The organism is Rhizobium sp. YTU87027 (assembly GCF_050644135.1).
GTDB lineage: Bacteria > Pseudomonadota > Alphaproteobacteria > Rhizobiales > Rhizobiaceae > Rhizobium.
On sequence record NZ_CP098440.1, the window covers coordinates 1,090,789 to 1,105,936 of the forward strand.

The 15,148-nt window shown below is 59.2% G+C and carries 13 protein-coding genes; 7 read left to right on the plus strand and 6 right to left on the minus strand.

The window, feature by feature from the left end:
* The first annotated feature begins 23 nt into the window (after window positions 1-23).
* A complete protein-coding gene (locus tag NBG89_RS05520) occupies window positions 24-857 on the plus strand; it encodes an enoyl-CoA hydratase (RefSeq protein WP_431322018.1) in 834 nt (277 codons plus the stop codon).
* Here the strand turns inward: NBG89_RS05520 and NBG89_RS05525 are convergent, their stop codons facing one another.
* On the minus strand, window positions 858-1,694 hold the full coding sequence (locus NBG89_RS05525; RefSeq protein ID WP_431322019.1) for an EamA family transporter: 837 nt from the start codon (window positions 1,692-1,694) through the stop codon (window positions 858-860). It lies immediately after the preceding gene.
* Between the two features lie 402 nt (window positions 1,695-2,096).
* Complete coding sequence (locus tag NBG89_RS05530) at window positions 2,097-2,426, minus strand: hypothetical protein (RefSeq protein ID WP_088691812.1); 330 nt, start codon at window positions 2,424-2,426, stop codon at window positions 2,097-2,099.
* 103 nt (window positions 2,427-2,529) lie between these two features.
* Here NBG89_RS05530 and NBG89_RS05535 point away from each other — a divergent pair, with 103 nt between their 5' ends.
* From NBG89_RS05535 to NBG89_RS05545, 3 genes are all read left to right on the plus strand, one after another.
* Window positions 2,530-2,958 carry a CoA-binding protein gene (locus tag NBG89_RS05535; RefSeq protein WP_431322020.1) on the plus strand — a complete coding sequence of 143 codons (429 nt, stop codon included), beginning with the start codon at window positions 2,530-2,532 and terminating at the stop codon, window positions 2,956-2,958.
* Window positions 2,959-3,068: 110 nt separating this feature from the next.
* A complete protein-coding gene (locus tag NBG89_RS05540) occupies window positions 3,069-4,352 on the plus strand; it encodes an O-acetylhomoserine aminocarboxypropyltransferase (protein ID WP_431322021.1) in 1,284 nt (427 codons plus the stop codon).
* 6 nt (window positions 4,353-4,358) lie between these two features.
* Window positions 4,359-4,703 carry a cupin domain-containing protein gene (locus NBG89_RS05545; protein ID WP_431322022.1) on the plus strand — a complete coding sequence of 115 codons (345 nt, stop codon included), beginning with the start codon at window positions 4,359-4,361 and terminating at the stop codon, window positions 4,701-4,703.
* A gap of 72 nt (window positions 4,704-4,775) precedes the next feature.
* Here the strand turns inward: NBG89_RS05545 and NBG89_RS05550 are convergent, their stop codons facing one another.
* Together NBG89_RS05550 and NBG89_RS05555 are read right to left on the minus strand one after the other, a co-directional pair.
* Entirely contained in the window at window positions 4,776-6,140 is a 1,365-nt protein-coding gene (locus NBG89_RS05550) for a sigma-54-dependent transcriptional regulator (protein ID WP_431322023.1), read from the minus strand.
* A complete protein-coding gene (locus tag NBG89_RS05555; protein ID WP_431322024.1) occupies window positions 6,137-7,999 on the minus strand; it encodes a sensor histidine kinase in 1,863 nt (620 codons plus the stop codon). Before NBG89_RS05555 ends, NBG89_RS05550 begins: the two co-directional genes overlap by 4 nt.
* A gap of 241 nt (window positions 8,000-8,240) precedes the next feature.
* On the opposite strand from NBG89_RS05555, the gene NBG89_RS05560 reads away from it, so the two are divergent.
* Window positions 8,241-9,575 carry a dicarboxylate/amino acid:cation symporter gene (locus NBG89_RS05560; protein WP_431322025.1) on the plus strand — a complete coding sequence of 445 codons (1,335 nt, stop codon included), beginning with the start codon at window positions 8,241-8,243 and terminating at the stop codon, window positions 9,573-9,575.
* Between the two features lie 75 nt (window positions 9,576-9,650).
* On the opposite strand, the gene NBG89_RS05565 is transcribed toward NBG89_RS05560, so the two are convergent.
* Together NBG89_RS05565 and NBG89_RS05570 are read right to left on the minus strand one after the other, a co-directional pair.
* Window positions 9,651-10,895 carry a cytochrome P450 gene (locus NBG89_RS05565; RefSeq protein WP_431322026.1) on the minus strand — a complete coding sequence of 415 codons (1,245 nt, stop codon included), beginning with the start codon at window positions 10,893-10,895 and terminating at the stop codon, window positions 9,651-9,653.
* Window positions 10,896-10,937: 42 nt separating this feature from the next.
* On the minus strand, window positions 10,938-12,143 hold the full coding sequence (locus NBG89_RS05570) for a GGDEF domain-containing protein (protein ID WP_431322027.1): 1,206 nt from the start codon (window positions 12,141-12,143) through the stop codon (window positions 10,938-10,940).
* Between the two features lie 425 nt (window positions 12,144-12,568).
* Here NBG89_RS05570 and clpP point away from each other — a divergent pair, with 425 nt between their 5' ends.
* Window positions 12,569-13,198, plus strand: coding sequence for an ATP-dependent Clp endopeptidase proteolytic subunit ClpP (clpP, locus tag NBG89_RS05575; RefSeq protein WP_007792131.1), 630 nt, complete (start codon window positions 12,569-12,571; stop codon window positions 13,196-13,198).
* Between the two features lie 294 nt (window positions 13,199-13,492).
* The gene (clpX, locus tag NBG89_RS05580; RefSeq protein ID WP_007792128.1) at window positions 13,493-14,770 is read left to right on the plus strand and encodes an ATP-dependent Clp protease ATP-binding subunit ClpX; all 1,278 of its coding nucleotides are present in this window, start codon (window positions 13,493-13,495) and stop codon (window positions 14,768-14,770) included.
* The last annotated feature ends 378 nt before the right edge of the window (window positions 14,771-15,148 follow it).

Consider the following 15,148-nt stretch of genomic DNA (forward strand, 5'->3'; position numbering starts at 1 on the left):
AAAGCAATGCAGGGAGTTAGACCATGGCCGAAGTCGTATCCTTTCGAAAGGACCCAAACAAAGCGGGCGAGGGCGCGCTCGTCATCCCGCAGTTGAGCGACGGCATCCTGCGGCTGACGCTCAGCAATCCGCCTGCAAATGCACTCTCGATCGCCGTCATGGAAACCCTGATCGGCGAACTCCAGAGCGCCGCTGAAGACGCTGCCGTTCGCGTGGTCATCATCGCATCGACCGGCAATGTCTTTTCTGCCGGCCACGACCTCAAGGAATTGACCGCACATCGCGCCGACGAGGACGGCGGCGAGGCATTCTTCGAAGAAACCTTCGCGTTGGCCGCTGATCTCATGCTCGAGATCACGCGCCTGCCGAAGCCCGTTATCGCTGAGATCGATGGGCTCGCAACGGCTGCCGGCTGCCAGCTCGTCGCTTCCTGCGACCTTGCGATCTGCACCGATACGGCAACCTTCTGCACACCAGGCGTCAATATCGGCCTGTTCTGTTCGACGCCGATGGTGGCGGTTTCGCGAGCGGCGCATCGCAAACAGGCGATGGAAATGTTGCTCACCGGCGAGACGATCGACGCCTCTACCGCCAAGGATTTCGGTTTGGTGAACCGCATCGTCCCGAAGCAGTATCTGACGCAGGTCGTCACCAAATATGCGTCCATCATCGCAAGCAAATCGCCGCTGACGCTGAAGATCGGCAAGGAGGCTTTCTACCGTCAGCTCGAAATGCCGATCGAGGAAGCCTACAGTTACGCGGCTCAGGTCATGGTCGATAATATGCTGACGGCCGATGCCGAAGAGGGGATCGGAGCCTTCCTTTCGAAGCGCATGCCGCAGTGGACGGGCGAATAGCTAGCCGAGTTTGAGGATCAGCCCGCCGAGCGCGATGATTGCGCCGGCGAGATAGCGCCACGGGCTGGCCTTTTCCTTCAAAACGATGACCGAGATCAGCAGGGCGAAGAGGATCGACGTCTCGCGCAGCGCGGCAACGGTCGCGACCGGCGCCTTGGTCATCGCCCAAAGTGCGAGGCCGTAGGACGCGATCGATCCGCCGCCACCAATCAGACCGCGCCACCAATTATAGCGGACATGCGCGGCGACGGCGACCGCGCCCCGCTTGGAGATCGCCCATGTGAAGAGCAATACCGGCGGCAGCAGCGACATCCACAGCGTATACGACACCGCATTGCCGGAGATGCGGGCGCCGACGCCGTCGACATAGGTGTAGGTCGCAATCACACACGCATTGGCGAGCGCCAACCGGATCGCATGGCCACCGCCTTTTCGCGCCTCGAAGGCTAGAGTCAGAATACCGGCGCAGATCGTCATCGTGCCAACGAGGGCGCCCACTGACAGCGTTTCGTTCAGGATGAAACCGCTGGTGGCGGCAATCAGGAGCGGCGCGCACCCGCGCATCAGGGGGTAAACGAGGCCGATGTCTCCCGCGCGATACGCGCCGGCAACAAGCTGGAAATACGCGAACTGGAGGACTGCCGAAGCGCCGATGAACGGCCACGCCGCCGAGTTCGGCAATGGCAGGAATATCAGGAACGGAAGGGCGCAAACGGCGCCACCTGCCGATACCAAGCTGGCATCCAGCGACTTGTCAGTGCCCGCCTTGATCATGGCGTTCCATGTCGCGTGCAGCAGCGCACCAAACAGAACGAGCAGAATGACGTGGATCGGCAAAAAGACCACCGGACGGTGTGAAAACAGCGGGCGAAATGCTTGTTACGCCGCTGCCGACAAAAAGCAATCCCGTTTGACCAGGCAGCGGAGCTTAATCATGCCCTATAGCAACCTAAGGATGCTTGCTCTCCCAAGCCTATAAAAAGAGGAACGTACACCAGAAGTGTTTATTTGCTGGCCGCTTATTCAACTATGAGGAGTTGCTAACATGATCAAGAACAAATGTGGACATATACAGGATATACATAGAACTTTGATGGCTCTAGCGGCTCTGTCTCATCGAATTTTACAAGAGTGTGACAAAGCCATCACGGAAACCACCGCTCAGGCGGATCTCCGCGGCGCGCACTGTTGCGTCGGTAAAGCCCGTGGGTCACGATTTGGTATGGCAGGAGTGCGCTTTTACAGCGAGTAATACGGAATGATAAACATCCTGTCCAGGTTGTCTATATTCTGACAATTCAGAACACGACACCTTGGATTGTCCTTTGTCGGGATGGTTGTCCATTCGGCGTATTTGTTGGGGTCGCAATAATTGCTGTTGCGAATGTAGCGGTCGAATAGTGTCATCCCGCTCACCCGCGTCGACGGATACCGGAGAATTACGGCGCCCTCGTTGTGAATCGCTGCGCGTGCAGCCTGGCAGCTCATCGAGAGCGAGTTGTATCGAGAAATAGCCAGCGCCGGGGAGGCGGTCATAACGAAGGCGATCACGACGACCAATTTTTTCATGGCAACATCCTCCTTCGGCGTCCCAATTCCTATATACGCCGAAACTAACTGCAGGTTTCAATGAACTGCGAAATAAATGCGATAGTTATCGGAGGCGAAGCCCTTGAATCATGACAGGTATGAGGATGACTACATCCTCGATATTTTGCGTTCCGTGAAAACTATTGCGCTGACCGGAGCGTCGCCGAATCCCGCGCGACCGAGTAATGGCGTCATGGGTTATCTGTTGTCGCGCGGATACAAGGTCATCCCGGTGAATCCAGGCCAGGCTGGCAAGCAGATTCATGGCCAAACGGTTTACGCCCGGCTTGCCGACGTGCCTGGACCGGTCGACATGGTCGAGATCTTCCGGGCCTCGGAATATCTGTCTGGCGTCGTCGAGGAGGCGTTGGCGATGAACCCGCAACCCAAGGTGATATGGGCGCAGCTCGGTGTGCGCGATGATGCGGCTGCCGCAAGAGCAGAGGTGGCCGGCATCAAGGTCGTCATGGATCGCTGCCCGGCAATCGAGTATCCTCGGCTTGTCGACTGACAGGTTGGATTTTCCAAATAACGTGCCTGGGTTGAAATGGAACGCGATTAACTTTTCACGGTTGTTCGTTATGCTCGCCGCCATTCGATCACGCTGAATGGGAGGGCTTCATGGCCAAGAACGGTCCGGGTTTCAATACGTTGGCAGTCCATGCGGGAGCGCAGCCTGATCCCGCGACTGGCGCGCGCGCCACGCCAATCTATCAGACGACGGCTTATGTATTTAATGATTCTGATCACGCTGCAGCGCTTTTCGGCTTGCAGCAGTTCGGCAACATCTACACCCGCATCATGAACCCGACGCAGGCCGTGCTCGAAGAGCGGGTCGCGGCACTTGAGGGCGGCACTGCGGCGCTTGCCGTTGCGTCCGGCCATGCGGCGCAGGTGATCGTCTTTCACACGCTCATGCGCCCCGGCGAAAACTTCGTGGCCGCGAAGCGGCTCTACGGGGGCTCGATCAACCAGTTCGGCCACGCCTTCGATAATTTCGGCTGGCAGGTCCGCTGGGCAGACTCCGCCGACCCTGCGAGCTTCGAAAGCCAGATCGATGACAAGACGCGGGCAATCTTCATCGAGAGCCTCGCCAATCCTGGCGGCACGTTCGTCGACATTGCCGCGATCGCCGCGGTTGCGCACAAGCACGGCCTGCCGCTGATCGTCGACAACACCATGGCCAGCCCCTATCTCATCCGACCGATCGAACACGGTGCCGATATCGTCGTGCATTCGCTGACGAAATTCCTCGGCGGCCATGGTAATTCGATGGGCGGCATCATTGTCGATGGTGGAACCTTCGATTGGTCGAAGTCCGGCAACTATCCGATGCTGTCCAGCCCGCGGCACGAATATAACGGCGTGGTCCTGCATTCGACCTTCGGCAATTTTGCTTTCGCCATTGCTTGCCGCGTGCTCGGCCTGCGCGATCTCGGTCCGGCGATCTCGCCCTTCAATGCGTTCCTGATTTTGACGGGAATCGAAACGCTGCCCCTGCGCATGCAGCGCCACAGTGACAACGCGATCGCTGTCGCAAAGTGGTTGAGGATGCACAGCAAGATCGCCTGGGTGAACTATGCGGGCCTCGAGGATGACCCGAACCATGCACTGCAGCAGCGCTATTCGCCGAAGGGGGCGGGTTCCGTCTTCACCTTCGGCGTCAAGGGCGGCTACGAGGCGGGCAAGACGCTGGTCGAGGGACTGGAGCTGTTCTCGCATCTCGCCAACATCGGCGATACGCGTTCGCTCGTGATCCATCCCGCGTCGACCACGCACCGGCAATTGACGGACGAACAAAGGATCGCCGCCGGTGCGGGCCCCGACGTCGTTCGCCTTTCGGTCGGCATCGAGGACGTAAGGGATATCATCGCCGATCTTGAGCAGTCGCTGGCGAAGATCTGAGGGGACATGGCCAACTATCTGACCTTTGACATCAACGACGTCGAACCCGAGTTCGGCGCCCCGCCAGCCGACCGCGTGCTTGCCGGCGCCCCGCAGTTTACGACCTGGAACTTGGAGCAGGCCGATGGCGGCCTCTATTCCGGCATATGGGAGGCGTCGCCCGGCAAGTGGCGCATCGCCTATGAAGAGTGGGAGTATTTCAGCGTGCTTTCGGGATACTCGATCGTGACGGAAGATGGCAGCGATGCCGTGCATCTTCGGGCGGGCGATCGCATGATCCTCAAGCCTGGCTTCAAGGGAACCTGGGAAGTCGTTGAAACGACTCGCAAGGACTATGTCATCAGATTCTGATTTCAGCGCCGCACAAGGCTGAGAAGCGGTGCTGAAAGGTCGTTCGCTCGCCCGGCCCCGCTTGCGATAAACCTAACTCCTGTCGGAAGAAGACGCGAAATCGCTGCGGACGATGCCATGGCGCTGCAGCTTGTCGTAGAATGTCTTCCTGGGAATACCGAGCTCCGCAATGGTACGACGCACGTCGCCGTCATTAGCGTTTAGCGCTTCGCGAATAATGTGGGCCTCGTATCGCTCCAGCCGGTCCGGCAGCGACACGGTTTCGTCCGTCACAGGTGCTGCTGCAGGAGCTTGGTCCGAGATGTGGCCGACGCCGAGGACAAATCGCTCTGCGAAATGTGACAGTTCGCGAACGTTGCCCGGCCAGTCATATTCCCGCAGGTGGCGATGGACGGATGAGGGAATAGCAGGCACGTCGCGCTTGAAGCGGCTCGCGGCGCGCTCGGCGAAGTAGCCGAAAAGAAGTGGAACGTCGTCCCGGCGCTCCTTGAGTGGCGGGATAGAGATCGTCACGACGTTGAGCCGATAGTATAGATCCTCGCGGAAGTCGCCACGTTGGCGGGCATCGCTGAGATCGATCTTGGAGGCGGCAACGACGCGCAGATCGACCGGCCGGACCTCGTTCGTGCCAAGCGGCGTCACCTCGCGCATTTCGAGCACGCGCAACATCTGTACCTGCGTTGCCGGCGGCATGCTCTCGATCTCGTCCAGAAAGAGCGTGCCGCCGCTGGCATGTTCGATGCGCCCGACGCGCTTCTTCTGAGCGCCGGTAAAGGCGCCAGGCTCGTGACCGAACAGCTCGCTTTCAACGACGCTTTCAGGCAGCGCTCCGCAGTTGAGCGCCACGAAATTGCCTGCTGCGCGTCGGCTCCAGCGGTGCAATAGGCTTGCCACCACTTCCTTGCCGCTGCCGGTCTCACCTGTCAGGAGAACATCAACATCCGTATCGGCAATCTGCCGCAAGGTGTGCCGCAGCCGTTCCATCGCCGGTGTCTGTCCGATCAGCGGCAGGTCGTCACGCGCCTGTTCGGTCGCTTTCCGCAAAGACCGGTTCTCCATCACGAGGCGGCGCTTTTCGGCAGCGCGCCGAACGCTCTGGATGAGCCGGTCTGTCGCAAAGGGTTTCGTGATGAAGTCGTAAACGCCATCCTGCATGGCTTTCACTGCCATCGGAATGTCGCCGTGGCCGGTGACTAGAATGACCGGCAGGTCCTCGTCTTGCTGTCGCACGCGGCTGAAGAGCTGCAAGCCATCGATCTCAGGCATACGGATATCGGAAACGAGAACGCCCGCGAAATCCGAGTTCAATGCCGCCAACGCTTCGCCGGCGTCGGAAAAGGCGGAAACCGCGAAGCCGGCGAGTTCGAGCGTCTGCTTGGTTGCCCGCAGCAGGTCTCTGTCGTCGTCGACGAGAAAGATCGGCGTCACGTCGTTCATGCTCTGGCCTTCCGCAAATGCACTGTAAAGCAGGTTCCTGTTCCATCGCTGGTTACGTCGATGCGGCCGCCGTAGTCTGCCACGATGTCCTTGGAAATCACGAGGCCCAGGCCCAGGCCTCCTTCCTTAGAGGTGTTGAACGGGGTGAAAAGCGACTTCAGGATGACGGGCGAAATACCCGGACCATTGTCGGCGACCTTGATCGCAGCCTCATCGTCCGTCTCGCTCACCGAGACGTCGACCCCGGCATCGGCCCGCCCATCAAGGGCTTCTAAGGCGTTTTGGAACAGGTTGATCAGAATCTGCTCAAGCCTGATCCGGTTGCCAAGCACACATAGCCCTGCAGGGGGCGGGCGGATGTGGAGCGCCTCCAGCTGGCCGGCAAATCGGCTTTTCAGCAGAACCACCGCCCCATCGATAACGCCACGCAATTCAACGGGCTCTGGTGCTACACGGCCTTTGCGCGCGAACGCCTTCAATTCGTCGGTAATTGCGCCAATCCGCTCGGTGAGGCTGGCGATCGCTTCGAGGTTTTCGTCGACGGGAGTCGTTTGCTTGCGCTCCAGAAAGACGCGGGCATTGTCCGCGTAAGCGCGTATGGTTGCGACGGGTTGGTTGATCTCATGCGCGACGCCTGCCGCGACCTGACCCAGGATCGCAAGCCGGTTCGCCTGCACCAGCTCTTGCTGGACGATCTGAAGTCTCGCTTCAGTTTCTCTGTGATCGGAAATTTCGGCCTGCAAACGGTCGCGTGCCCGGCTGAGATCGTCGGTTCGCGCGATGACACGTCGTTCTAGCTCCTCACGCATGGCCTGTTCTTCAGCGATCTTTGTTGCTGCCGCCTGACGTCTCCACAAAAGAAAGGCCGCGATCGCAAGAAGCGGCAGAAGGACGGCCAGCGACAGCAGTCGCATTTCACGAACCGACGCCGCGACCGGCGCGTCGGTCGGTACAAGGTATTCGAGATGCCACGGAGTGGTCGGGACGGGTGTCAAAAGGCGCAAATACTGGCCCTCGCCACTGCCGGGAAGAACAGCGGCGACAAGCGCAGCGTCGGCGTCGATCGGCTGAGGGCGCATGATCGGCAAAGTCGCAAGCGGCGCGTCGCCGAACTGCAGACTGTTGCGGATGGCGGCGAGGTCGGCCTCCGGCACGGGCCTGTTCATCATGAAACGCCAGGAGGGAATGCTGGTAATCAGAACCACGCCGCGATCGTCGGTGACATAAACAGGGCGGTGCGTATCGCGCCAATCGCTTTCAAGCTGATCAAATTCAAACTTGACAACCACGACGCCAAGTGGTGCCGCTGCGCTGCCCACGCGGCGCGAAATATAGAGGCCAGGACGCTTGCTCACGCTGCCGAGGGCAAAGTGCTCGGCAGTTCCGTCGTCCATCGCCTTTCTGAAGTAGTCGCGGAAGGTGTAGTCGTTGCCGACAAAGCTGATGGGCTCCCGCCAATTGCTGGAGGAGACGGCGATGCCGTTGGGACCGATGACGTAGAGCACGGCGGCCTGCGTTCCCGTGACGAGCCGCTCGAGCTTCCGGTTCAATATGTCGATCGCATCGCTACTTTTCGAGGACAGGGCATCGAGAACCTGTTGGTCCTCGGCAAGAAGCAGAGGCAGAGCGCGCGGTCTTTCCAACACTGCGTTGAGGAGCGCGACCTTGAGGCTCGCGTCGGTTCGGCTTTGGCTTGCAATCGTGTCAACGGCGGAGCGGCGCCCATAGACGGTGGCGCCAAACAGCGCGGCAAGCATCAATACCGCCGAAACGGAGGCAAACAGAATCCACGCTCGCCGTATACGCTGGCCGGCGCGGTAACCGGAGCTGAAACCTGATGTCGAAGGAGACTGCAGCATTATTCATTTTGTGCGTAATTTCGCACTTTCGTCAAATCAATTTGTGCGAAAATGCGCGCAAATCCTCCAATGTGCGACGAGGTAAATTCGACAAAGATATTATTAATCAAATGCTTAATATGAATACCGCAACTTGGCACGCATGTTGCAATGCCTTCTCAAACAGCCGCGTGAGCTGTTGACTTGGTAACGCAATCGCCCCGGGAGGCCACCTTTGGTTTTGGGGCACATGGAGGACATCATGGGTGCTGCAATTCCAGTCGCGCAGCCGCGCGGCAAGGTTCCCTTCTATCGGCTTCTCTACGTGCAGGTTCTTGCCGCCATCTGTGCTGGCATCCTGCTCGGTCATTTCTATCCCGACATCGGCACTTCTCTGAAGCCACTCGGCGACGCTTTCATCAAGCTCGTCAAGATGATCATCGCCCCGGTCATCTTCTTGACCGTCGCGACCGGCGTCGCCGGCATGTCGGATCTGCAGAAGGTCGGACGCGTTGCCGGCAAGGCAATGCTATACTTCCTCGTCTTTTCAACGCTGGCACTGGCGGTCGGTCTGCTGGTCGCCAACGTCATCCAGCCGGGTGCCGGCATGCATATCAATCCGGCGACGCTGGATGCCAAGGCCGTGGAAAGTTACGCGGCGAAGGCTCATGACGCGACGGTCACCGGCTTCCTGATGAACATTATTCCGAACACGATCGTGGGAGCCTTTGCCGACGGCGACATTCTTCAGGTGTTGTTCTTCTCCGTCCTGTTCGGCATCGCGCTTGCCATGGTCGGTGATCGCGGACGCCCGGTCGTGGATTTTCTGCAGGCCCTGACGGCACCCGTCTTCAAGCTGGTGGCGGTCCTGATGAAAGCTGCTCCAATCGGCGCTTTCGGTGCCATGGCTTTCACGATCGGCAAATACGGCATCGGCTCCATTGCGAACTTGGCAATGCTGATCGGGACGTTCTACCTGACATCGCTGCTCTTCGTTCTCGTCGTTCTCGGCGCCGTCGCCCGCTACAACGGTTTTTCGATCCTGGCGCTGATCCGCTACATCAAGGAAGAATTGCTGCTGGTGCTCGGCACGTCTTCTTCGGAAGCAGCACTTCCCGGTCTCATGGCCAAGATGGAACAGGCGGGCTGCAAGCGCTCCGTCGTCGGTCTCGTCATTCCGACGGGCTATTCCTTCAACTTGGACGGCACGAACATCTATATGACGCTCGCGGCCCTCTTCATCGCGCAGGCGACGGATACGCCGCTGACCCTGGCCGACCAGATCCTGCTTCTGCTGGTTGCGATGTTGAGCTCCAAGGGCGCTGCCGGCATCACCGGCGCCGGCTTCATCACGCTCGCCGCAACGCTCTCGGTCGTGCCGTCGGTCCCCGTTGCCGGCATGGCGCTGATCCTCGGCATCGACCGCTTTATGTCGGAATGCCGCGCACTGACGAATTTTGTCGGCAACGCGGTTGCGACGGTCGTCGTCGCCCGATGGGAAAATGAGCTTGACCAGACGAAGTTTGCTGCTGCGATGGCCGGCAAGTTGCCGCAGGAACCGGCAGACGGCGTGCTTGCTCTGCAGGCTGCGGAATAACGCTTCACCGCAAGACACAGGAAATGTGACAGAAAGGTCCGCGCTCCCTGGGGCGCGGACCTTTTCATAGACGGCTTACCAAGCGAGATCCAGTCGATCCAATCCGTGGAAGTGATAAACGTCTTTCACGACGGGTGTCCGGGCAAGCCTCAACCCCGGCAACCGCTCGAAGAGAATTGGCAGGACGACGTTGAGCTCAAGCCGGGCCAGCGGTGCCCCAATGCAGAAGTGGATGCCAGCGCCAAAGGAGAGATTTGGAGCCTCGTTGCGGTCAGGCCTGAAGGCGAGCGGATCGCTGAACTTTGCCGGGTCGAGATTGGCGGCGGCCAGAATGAGACTGACCTTGTCGCCTCGCTTGAATGAAATACCGTCGATCTCAACCGGCTCCAACGCCCAGCGCTGGAAAATGTGAACCGGTGCGCAGATGCGCAGGGACTCTTCAACGGTTCGTTCGGTCGTGGCCTCGTCCTTGAAAAGATCGGCCGGATCGCGCCCGCTGTCCAGGATGATGCGCACCGAATTGCCGATCTGGTGGACCGTCGCCTCATGACCGGCATTGAGCAGGACGATCGTCGTCGAAACGAGTTCGTCCTCGGTCAAATACTGGCTCTTGTGCTCGGTATGGATCATGTGCGTCAGAAGGTCGTCCCGTGGGTTGGCGCGGCGCTCGGCGATGACAGTCTTTACATAGTCGGAAAACTCCTTCGCAGCCCGTTCAGCACCATCCTCATCCTCGCGGGTGCGACCGAAGAGATACATGCGGATGTAGGCATGGGACCACTTCAGGAGATGCGGTCCCATTTCCTCCGGAATGCCGATCATGCGGGCAATCATCGTCACCGGAATAATGTCGGCAAATGCTGAAAGCAGCTCGACTTCGTTGTCCTTCTCGAAGCCGTCAATGAGCTTGTTGGCAAGCTCGGCAAGCTCTGGCTTCATCCTCTCCACGTGGCGGGAGACGAAAGCGCGATTGACGAGCGTTCGCAGGCGCGTGTGCTCAGGCGGCTCCAGTTCAAGCAAGGAGTATCGTTCAGCGAGGTCGAAGTTCGCGACATGCTGGTCCGGCTCGGGAAGGCCGAGTTCTTCGCGGCTTGCGATGTGCAGGATCTGGCGGCCGAAACGACGATCGCGCAGCAGGCTGTTGACGTGGTCGTAGCCTGTGAAGAACCACTGCTTCTGCTGCTCCCAATAGAATGTGGGACAGTGCGCGTGCAAAGCGGCGTAGACGGTGTTCGGATCGCTGTAGAAGGCTGGATTGCTTGCGTCCAGGGAGACGTGGCGTGTCGTGGTGTCGATGGAAAGAAAACGTGGGATCATCATGTTTCGAGGCTTAGCGGATTTGCCAAGCCTCGAAAAGATGGGTCAACCTCTGGACAGTGATCCGACCCGGCGAAGTGCGTGAATTTGGTCGTCGAGTGTTGGGACAAGCTCGCCACTTGTTTGATCCGGCTGCGGAGGCGGCGGAGCCGCGGCTTCGGCCTCACCGAAGATGACTGTGCAGTTGCGGCCGGCTGCCTTGGCGGCATACAACGCGCGATCGGCCGCCGAAACCAGCTTGTCCCTGTTGGCTTCGATGGCCGAGGCGAGGGCAACACCGGTGCTAACCGTGACCGGAATGATCGCGTCGCCGGTGCTCACCGGAACCCGGCAGAATTCGGCGCGAATTGATTCCGCGAGGGCTTCAGCCTCGGTCTGGTCGGCTACTGTCGCGAAAGCTGCAAACTCCTCGCCGCCCATCCGGCCGAAGGCTCCGGCGGGTACGAATTGCCGGGCCATACGTGCAAAAACCGTCAGTACGATGTCGCCAGCCTGGTGTCCGAACCGATCGTTGACGCGCTTGAAGTGGTCGAGATCGAAGAGCAGCACGGCGATCTGGCGATTATTGTTGAATGCGCTCTCCTGAATGGTATCGAACCGTCCGAAAAGGCCACGCCGGTTCAAGACGCTCGTCAGGGAATCGGTGAGGCTGAGCATGCGAAGATGCTTCTCCGAGCGTTCCATGATGACGAGGCAGGTGAGGGCGCACGCCAAGGTCAGCAGGAAGCCTGTAGCCATTGCCGCGGCGCCCGCGAGGTTGGCGGCTTCCGCGTCGGTGACGCCGATGACCGCCATTGCCATTGCCGTACCGAAGCACAGGAGGCTCTGGATCACAAAGATAGCGCCCAGTTTGCTTCTCGAGGCCTCGTTGCGCTGGCCGGCCATGCAGACTGCCATTGCTAGCGCCGTCGCGCCGGTGGCTGAGGCCAGGTTGTAGAGAATGACGCGATTGGTGTAGTCGTCGTTGACCCACGGCAGGAAGACGCCGCCCAGCCACACGAGGGGCGGCAGCAATGCCCACCATTCGAGTCTGCGACGATCAAGCGCGAGATACCCGGCAACCCACGCGCTTTGCCCAGATAGCGCGATCATGTTGCCGATCTCGATGGAGAGAATGCTGGGTATCTGCCCGCGCAGCGCAACCATCGCAAAGCCCACGCCACTCAGAAGAAACCCCATTCCCCAATAGAAATAGGCCTTGTTTCGGACATCGTGGCGCCAGGCCATGAACGCTACCAGCGCGAGCGTCATGGCTTCCGAGCACCAAATGGCTAATCCTGTCGTAACATTGAACACGGCAATACCCCTTGCATTGCGCGTATTCTTTCGGAAGAAACTGGCAACTTCATTAATTGCGCCTGGCCCGTCGGTGCATTTTTGTGCCGAATTGTCGTTAGGCTTTCTGGTCTGTAAACGCAGCGCAGTCGCAACCGGATTCAGAATTCGTTCATCCTGCCATTGACAAAAGCTGTGCGGGAGCGCGCTCGACGCTCGCTCTTCGAAGCTATTTGCAGGAATGAGCCCATATCGGGCGAAAAGTTGTTCGCCTTGCGCCTGCCCCTCTTAACGTTATCCATCAGCGCGTCTTGAAGAGGAGGGCAGGGAAGCTCTATGTAGGGATAAGGCATTTTCTTTGATTCCCGGCCATAGCCGGCAGACGTTGACAAAGGACGCACATGAGAAACCCAGTCGATACCGCTATGGCACTCGTGCCGATGGTCGTGGAACAGACCAATCGCGGTGAACGCTCCTACGACATCTATTCGCGCCTGCTCAAGGAACGCATCATCTTCCTGACTGGCCCGGTCGAGGATCACATGGCGACGCTCGTCTGCGCCCAGCTCCTCTTCCTCGAGGCCGAGAACCCGAAGAAGGAAATCGCGCTCTACATCAACTCGCCGGGTGGCGTCGTTACTGCCGGTATGGCGATCTACGACACGATGCAGTTCATCAAGCCTGCGGTCTCGACGCTCTGCATCGGGCAGGCCGCTTCCATGGGCTCGCTACTTCTGGCCGCCGGTCACAAGGACATGCGCTTTGCCACCCCGAATTCCCGTATCATGGTGCATCAGCCATCAGGCGGCTTCCAGGGCCAGGCATCGGATATCGAGCGGCACGCCCGCGATATTCTGAAGATGAAGCGCCGCCTCAATGAAGTTTACGTCAAACATACCGGCCGCACCTACGAGGAAGTCGAAAAGACCCTCGACCGCGACCACTTCATGGATGCGGACGAGGCTCAGACCTGGGGTGTCATCGACAAGGTCCTGACATCTCGCGTCGAGATGGAAGGCGATGCCGCCTAGTGAGAAGTAGGGATGGTGTTGTATCCGCCACAGTTCTATCTCATTTGTGATCGAACAAGGGAAGAAACCCGGTGGCGGGTGCGGCAATCTCAAGTATTAATGCTATGTTTGAATTTTTATGACATAGCATCGGCAGTCGAAGGGGAATTCGTTGCCGCCGGAGCCAGGACAGCTTAGTTTGGACCGGTTCGTACCCCTTAACGGCCTTGGCCGGCTGGGGCTCCAAGCGTGGAGCAGGCCAATGAGTGGACCGTATTTTCACCTTGAAATGCGGCGTGCTGGAAGGAAAGTGATATGAGCAAGGTCAGCGGCAGCAACGGCGGCGACTCTAAAAACACCCTGTACTGCTCCTTCTGCGGAAAGAGCCAGCACGAAGTCCGGAAGCTGATTGCCGGGCCGACGGTTTTCATTTGCGATGAATGCGTCGAATTGTGCATGGACATCATTCGCGAAGAGAACAAGTCCTCGATGGTCAAGTCCCGTGATGGCGTTCCCACGCCCCAGGACATCATCAAGGTTCTTGACGAATACGTCATCGGCCAGCGCCAGGCGAAGAAGATCCTGTCGGTCGCCGTTCACAACCATTACAAGCGCCTCGCGCATGCCACGAAGAACAGCGAAGTCGAACTGGCGAAGTCGAACATCATGCTGGTCGGCCCGACCGGTTGCGGCAAGACGTATCTTGCCCAGACGCTCGCTCGCATCATCGACGTTCCCTTCACCATGGCCGATGCGACGACGCTGACGGAAGCCGGCTATGTCGGTGAAGACGTGGAAAACATCATCCTGAAGCTGCTGCAGGCCGCCGACTACAACGTCGAGCGTGCTCAGCGCGGCATCGTCTACATCGACGAAGTCGACAAGATTTCGCGTAAGTCCGACAACCCGTCGATCACGCGCGATGTGTCGGGTGAGGGCGTTCAGCAGGCGCTTCTGAAGATCATGGAAGGCACGGTCGCTTCGGTGCCGCCGCAGGGAGGCCGCAAGCATCCGCAGCAGGAATTCCTGCAGGTCGATACCACGAATATCCTGTTCATCTGCGGCGGCGCATTCGCGGGCCTCGACAAGATCATCTCCGCCCGCGGCGAGAAGACCTCGATTGGCTTCGGCGCGACCGTCAAGGCTCCGGACGACCGCCGTGTCGGCGAAGTCCTGCGCGAGCTGGAGCCGGAAGATCTGGTTAAGTTCGGCCTCATTCCCGAGTTCATTGGTCGTCTGCCGGTTCTGGCGACGCTCGAGGATCTCGACGAGGATGCGCTGATCCAGATCTTGTCCGAGCCGAAGAACGCCCTGATCAAGCAGTACCAGCGCCTGTTCGAGATGGAAGACGTGGAACTGACCTTCCACGAGGACGCTCTTCGCGAGATTGCCCGCAAGGCGATTGTTCGCAAGACCGGTGCTCGCGGCCTTCGCTCGATCATGGAAAAGATCCTGCTCGACACGATGTTCGAACTGCCGGCGCTGGAAGGCGTTCGAGAGGTCGTCATCTCCGAGGAAGTGGCCCGTGGCTCCGCCCGTCCGCTTTACATCTATGCCGATCGTCAGGATGAGAAGGCCAACGCTTCGGCGTGAGGCATTAGAGATATCTTTACGATACGAACCGTGAATTTAAGGGGCTTGCCGTTGGCAGGCCCCTTTCTATTTCAAAACCAGTGCACGAGCCTGATAAATCTTGCTAAAGAGGTCTGAAAGCGCCTCTGTTACGGTTGCGGATTCCCACGTCCGTGGCAATTATGGAATGATTCCGTTGGTGTGTTTCGGCCTTGTGTGTTAGCCGGCGCGGAAGTGGTAAGCGCCGGCCAAGCCAGGCGCTCCAGAGTGAAGGTGTTCCGTTGTCGCATAGCTGTCATGTCCAGGGGGCACCGGCCATGGCGCAGCTTGAAAAGCATAGTCAGAACCTCCACTTGTTGTCTCAAGTGGAGTGCGGCCGGTTCTAGTGGCCGCGCCAGA

Coding starts and splice junctions, on each gene's coding strand:
- clpX (WP_007792128.1), top strand. CDS start 13,493: ATGAGCAAGGTCAGCGGCAGCAACGGCGGCGACTCTAAAAACACCCTG.
- NBG89_RS05560 (WP_431322025.1), top strand. CDS start 8,241: ATGGGTGCTGCAATTCCAGTCGCGCAGCCGCGCGGCAAGGTTCCCTTC.
- NBG89_RS05550 (WP_431322023.1), bottom strand. CDS start 6,140: ATGAACGACGTGACGCCGATCTTTCTCGTCGACGACGACAGAGACCTG.
- clpP (WP_007792131.1), top strand. CDS start 12,569: ATGAGAAACCCAGTCGATACCGCTATGGCACTCGTGCCGATGGTCGTG.
- NBG89_RS05565 (WP_431322026.1), bottom strand. CDS start 10,895: ATGATGATCCCACGTTTTCTTTCCATCGACACCACGACACGCCACGTC.
- NBG89_RS05540 (WP_431322021.1), top strand. CDS start 3,069: ATGGCCAAGAACGGTCCGGGTTTCAATACGTTGGCAGTCCATGCGGGA.
- NBG89_RS05545 (WP_431322022.1), top strand. CDS start 4,359: ATGGCCAACTATCTGACCTTTGACATCAACGACGTCGAACCCGAGTTC.
- NBG89_RS05555 (WP_431322024.1), bottom strand. CDS start 7,999: ATGCTGCAGTCTCCTTCGACATCAGGTTTCAGCTCCGGTTACCGCGCC.
- NBG89_RS05520 (WP_431322018.1), top strand. CDS start 24: ATGGCCGAAGTCGTATCCTTTCGAAAGGACCCAAACAAAGCGGGCGAG.
- NBG89_RS05530 (WP_088691812.1), bottom strand. CDS start 2,426: ATGAAAAAATTGGTCGTCGTGATCGCCTTCGTTATGACCGCCTCCCCG.
- NBG89_RS05570 (WP_431322027.1), bottom strand. CDS start 12,143: ATGACGCTCGCGCTGGTAGCGTTCATGGCCTGGCGCCACGATGTCCGA.